5 protein-coding genes are annotated in these 4677 nt (G+C 64.0%); 1 reads left to right on the top strand and 4 read right to left on the bottom strand.

Annotated features, from left to right (window positions below):
- From K5Q19_RS17170 to K5Q19_RS17155, 4 genes are all read right to left on the bottom strand, one after another.
- A partial coding sequence (locus tag K5Q19_RS17170; RefSeq protein WP_292947814.1) for an acetyl-CoA C-acetyltransferase occupies window positions 1-1025 on the bottom strand: 1025 nt, incomplete at its 3' end.
- A 117-nt stretch (window positions 1026-1142) separates the two neighbouring features.
- Window positions 1143-2177: an MBL fold metallo-hydrolase gene (locus K5Q19_RS17165; protein ID WP_292947811.1), complete on the bottom strand. Its 1035-nt coding sequence runs from the start codon at window positions 2175-2177 to the stop codon at window positions 1143-1145.
- 333 nt (window positions 2178-2510) lie between these two features.
- A complete protein-coding gene (locus K5Q19_RS17160) occupies window positions 2511-3206 on the bottom strand; it encodes an FxDxF family PEP-CTERM protein (protein ID WP_292947808.1) in 696 nt (231 codons plus the stop codon).
- A gap of 358 nt (window positions 3207-3564) precedes the next feature.
- Entirely contained in the window at window positions 3565-3693 is a 129-nt protein-coding gene (locus tag K5Q19_RS17155) for a hypothetical protein (RefSeq protein WP_292947805.1), read from the bottom strand.
- A 143-nt stretch (window positions 3694-3836) separates the two neighbouring features.
- On the opposite strand from K5Q19_RS17155, the gene K5Q19_RS17150 reads away from it, so the two are divergent.
- Window positions 3837-4535 carry a hypothetical protein gene (locus tag K5Q19_RS17150; protein WP_292947803.1) on the top strand — a complete coding sequence of 233 codons (699 nt, stop codon included), beginning with the start codon at window positions 3837-3839 and terminating at the stop codon, window positions 4533-4535.
- Window positions 4536-4677 lie beyond the last annotated feature (142 nt).

Here is a 4677-nt window from a genome sequence, read left to right as displayed (position 1 = left end):
ATCGCGCCGCCGTTGACGTTGAGCTTGTCCGGGTTCGCGCCGGTGTGCTTCAGCCAGGCCATCGGCACCGAGGCAAAGGCCTCGTTCACTTCGTAAAGGTCGATATCATCGATCTTCATCCCCGCCCGCTTCAGCGCCTTGTCGGTGGCGAAGAGCGGTTCTTCCAGCATGATCACCGGATCGCCCGCCGTAACGGTCAGGTTGTGGATGCGCGCCAGCGGGGTGAGGTTGTGGGCCTTCAAGGCCGCTTCCGAAACGATCAGCGCCGCGCTCGCGCCGTCGCAGATCTGGCTGGAGCTCGCCGCCGTGAGCGAGCCATCGGGCGAGAGCAGCTTGACGCCCGCGATCGATTCAAGGCTCGCGTCGAAGCGGATGCCTTCGTCCACGGTGTGCATCGCGGGGCCGTCCGGCGACTCGATGGCGATGGGCACGATCTCGTTCGCGAAGGCATTCGCCTGCGTCGCGGCAATCGCCTTGAGGTGGCTGGAGAGCGCGAAGGCATCGAGCTGATCCTTGGTGAAGCCGTGCTTCTTCACGATCATTTCCGCGCCCATGAACTGCGAGAACATGATGCCCGGATACTTCTCTTCAAGGCGCGGCGACTTGTAGTTGCCCAGCCCCTCCTTCATGTGAAAGATCGCGGTCGAGCCCATCGGCACGCGCGTCATGCTCTCGACGCCTGCGGCGATGACCATGTCCTGCACGCCCGACATCACCGCCTGCGCGGCAAACTGGATCGCCTGCTGCGAGGAGCCGCACTGGCGGTCGATGGTGACGGCCGGCACCGAATCCGGCAGGCGCTCGGCGGCGAGCACGGCATTGCGCCCCACCTGCCCCGCCTGCTGCCCGCCCTGCGAGACGCAGCCCATGATCACATCCTCGACAGCCGCGCCATCGATCCCCGTCCGCTCGATCAGGGCATCCAGCGTCGCCGCCGAAAGATCGACCGGGTGAACCCCTGCCAGCCGCCCATTCCTGCGCCCGCCCGCGGTCCGCACTGCATCAACGATATAGGCTGTAGCCATGGCTCTCCGACTCCCGAATGCGTTCGTTTAACTGAACGATTAAGGGGTGCGGGGGATGGGGTCAAGGGATGGTGCAACGACGAAACGTGCCCAGCCTGACGGAAGGGGTATGCCTGATCAGCCCGCGCTCTCCACCGGATAGTCGGCATCCTTCCAGGCTTTCATGCCGCCATCGAGCGCAGTCGCCCGGCTGAACCCCAGCTCGCGCAAAGTCGCCGCCGCCAGCGTCGAGATCTTGCCGAACTCGCAGCAGGTCACGATCCGCACCGTTGGATCCGGAAATTCGGTATTGACCCTGAGTTCGAGCTGGCCCCGCGGCAAGTGCCTCGCGCCAGGAATATGCCCACTGGCGAAGGCATCCCGCTCGCGCACGTCGAGGATGACAAGGTCACGGCTATTGCTGCCGAGCCTTTCGCCAAGCTCTGCCAGCGCCATGAACGGCACCTTTGCGCCGGCTTCGGAGAGCAGCTGGGCAACCGACTTGCCGCCGGTCATGTTCGTGCGCAGCGCCTCGGTCAGATGGGTCGGCGCGGCAAGGTCGAGGTGCTGCATCATGTCCACGAATTCGCCGCGGTCGGTCTTCTGCAGCCGCGGGTTTTCAGCGATTTCGGCGCCGATCGTGGAATGGGTCCGGCCTTTGTATTCGTGCGCCGGGTAGACCAGCGTCTCGGCGGGCAGCTTGAGGATCTTCTGGAACAGGCTCTCATACAGCGCATGGGGATCGCCCGAGGGCAGATCGGTTCGCCCGGTGCCGCCAATGAGCAGGGTGTCCCCGGTAAACACGCGGTCATCCATCAACAGGCACATCGAATCCTGCGTGTGCCCTGGTGTATGCAGCGCTTTGAGGCGCAGATTCCCGACAATCAGCATATCGCCATCATCGAGCCGCATCTCGGCGTAAGGCGCGGGACTGGTCCGGTACATCACCACCGGAGCGGACAGCGCCCGCCCCAGATCCCGGCTGCCGGAAAAGTGGTCTGCATGGGTATGGGTATCGATAATATAGCGAACCTGCACGCCCCGTTGATGGGCAAGGCCGATATAGCGGTCAATCTGGCGGTGCTCCGGATCGATCAGGACCGCCGCCCCCGTCGCTTCGCACCCGACCAGATAGGATTGGCAGCCACCCGTGGCAATCTGCTCGAAGATCATTCCAAGCCTTCCGTCCAACTCGTTGTTTGCGCCCGGACAATGGGTGTGGCCGTGGCTTTTCGGCAAACCTAGCTTTGGCCGACCCGCGAGACAATTGCCGGTCGCCGGGATGGCTCCAGATTGGTCGCGATTCACAGTATTGGTGGCAAGCACCCAGCCGCTCCGCCCAGAAGGCATCGCCGCCGAATTCGCGGCTCCTGCCCATCAGGCAGCGGGTCAGCTTTTCACCTTGAAGGCATTCAGCAACCATCGCCGATTGCCATTTGCGCATATACAACAAGGCCGCCGATCCCGGGGGATCGACGGCCAAAACTTGTAAAGCGGATCAGCCGCTCAGGCGTAGGTTACGCGAACCGACTGCTTGCGGCGGCTGCGCAGGCCAGCACCGACCAAGCCGAAACCGAGAAGCATCATGGCCCAGGTTGCCGGTTCGGGCACGGCGCTCAGGCTGACCTTGTCAATAAAGGCCGTATCATCCGTGGTGGCCAGGCCGGCAAAGGTCAGGGTGTAAGTTCCCGCAGCGAGTGTGTTCAGATTGATCGTATTGAGACCAAACGCCTGACCGTTAACCGTGGAAAAGGTTCCCAGGAGATTGCTGTTGAGCAACACGTTGTACGACTGATTGCCGTTGCAGCAACCGAACGACGGACGACCAGCGGCCAGCCACGACAATGTCGCAATGCCGCCAGTCGTCGAGAAAACCTGCGACAACGTGCTGGTGCCCTGCAGCGCTGCAAACTGCGCGCCATCCTGCCCGGCAGGTGCTGAGCCACCGTACCAAGCATTGCCACCCGTTGCGCCAACAAGCGCAGAACCGGCATAAGTCCATCCGGCCAAGGTGGCGGGATAGCCCTGAACGGTGCCATAGGGCAGCCCGGGATAGGTATAATTTCCGCCACCAATCGAAGGCGCTTCGAAGCTGCCATTGGTCAGCACCTCAGCGGCCTGCGCGTTGCCTGACGCGAGTGCGCAGGTCGCAATCGCCAGTGCGACTGACGCCTTCAAGGTCGCTTTCATGTGTACGGTCATCAGCCCAGCCCCTAATCCGACAAGTTCAGGTGACCGATCTGATCCGGCCATACATATATTCGGTAAGCATGATTCGTTAGATTTTGTCAATGAGTCGCTCGGGCCAGTCGTCCCAAAATGGCCATTCTCCTGGCCATCGGCACTTATGAGACTGCGCTTGCGGCGCCATAAGATTAACGGACCGCGGTGGCGCCCCTACGCCGATCCTTGGGCCGAGTGCGCCCCGGCGAGCCAGCAACCGGCAAATGGAACGAAACATTGGTATTGCGCTGATTGCCCAGCGCGGAAGCCTGACCGTGAAAACCCGGTGCGCTCCATGGTAGGGACAGGCTCTCTGAGCTCCGCCCCAAGCAAAGCCTCACCCCACCAGCCGGTCCGTCCGCGCTGCCATTTCGCGCCATTGACCGTGGCCGCCAAGCCCCGCCACGCGGCGGCCCAGACGCTCTGCCCAGAAGGCATCGCCGCCGAATTCGCTCCGCCAGCCCATCAGGCGGCGGGTCAGGTGGCCCGGGGCGTATTCGATGGTGAAGCCGATGGCGCAATCCGTTCCGGACGTATCAAAACATGTCCCCGCCCGGTGCTAAACCGATCGTAACCAATGGCATGCGAGGTTCCCCCCGGAGACCGACGATGACCACACTCTACTACAGCCGTGCAAAACTGATCACCAGCGGGGCCTTTCTGCTGATCCTTGCGCCGGTGCTGGGTCTCTTCAGCCTGTTTGCCGGCCCCATCGGGATGATCGTCGGGGTGATCCTGATCGTTGGCGGGCCGCTGGCGTCCATTGGCAGGCTCGGGCGGGTGTTCAGCGATCTCAAGGCGATCGAGTATGACGAGCGGCAGATCCATCTCCATCCGCTCGGCGCGTCGCGGCGGCTGAACTGGCGCGAGGTGACGGGCATCGAGGTGCACACGCTGACGCAGTATATCTATGGCTTCATCCCGGTGAACCGGCAGCATTCGATCCGCATCACCCACAGTGGCGGCGTGCTCGGCAAGGCGAAGATCACCATTCCCTTCAATCTGCTCGCCATGGACAAGGCCACCGTGATCGCGCGGCTGGCGGATATGGAGAAGCTGCGCGGGGGCGACGGGTTCGTCGGCGGCGCGGCGCGGGTTTCCAAGGCCGCACTCACCCAGGCGATGAACGCACCGCGCGAGGCGCCGCGCGAGGTTGAGGAGCCGGTGAGCGACTTCGATGCCGATGCGGTGATGGCGCGCTATATGGCGCGGCGCGAGGCCGAAGCGGCGGCTGTCACCCGGGCAGAGGAAGCCGCCCGGCCCCAGATGCCGCCGCGCGTCGCCGGTTTCGGCCGCAAGCGCGCCTGAGGCCAGATCCTCCCCTGCAAGGGGAGGGGGACCGCCCGAAGGGTGGTGGAGGGGTAGCGCCCAACGCCACCGTCCCGTCCCGCCGCGGGGAGCACGGCCGCGCGGGGCCCTGGCGGCAACCCAGAAGCCGCGGGGCGCGGGC

The sequence above is a fragment of the Novosphingobium sp. genome (genome assembly GCF_019748365.1).
In the GTDB taxonomy this organism is placed as follows: domain Bacteria; phylum Pseudomonadota; class Alphaproteobacteria; order Sphingomonadales; family Sphingomonadaceae; genus Novosphingobium.
The sequence above is the reverse complement of the archived record's forward strand: the minus strand, read 5'-3'. Positions and strand labels throughout refer to the sequence as shown.

Bases quoted from the DNA above. Each gene is read 5' to 3' on its own strand.
- K5Q19_RS17160 (WP_292947808.1), bottom strand. From the start codon at position 3,206: ATGACCGTACACATGAAAGCGACCTTGAAGGCGTCAGTCGCACTGGCG.
- K5Q19_RS17165 (WP_292947811.1), bottom strand. From the start codon at position 2,177: ATGATCTTCGAGCAGATTGCCACGGGTGGCTGCCAATCCTATCTGGTC.
- K5Q19_RS17150 (WP_292947803.1), top strand. From the start codon at position 3,837: ATGACCACACTCTACTACAGCCGTGCAAAACTGATCACCAGCGGGGCC.
- K5Q19_RS17155 (WP_292947805.1), bottom strand. From the start codon at position 3,693: ATGGGCTGGCGGAGCGAATTCGGCGGCGATGCCTTCTGGGCAGAGCGT.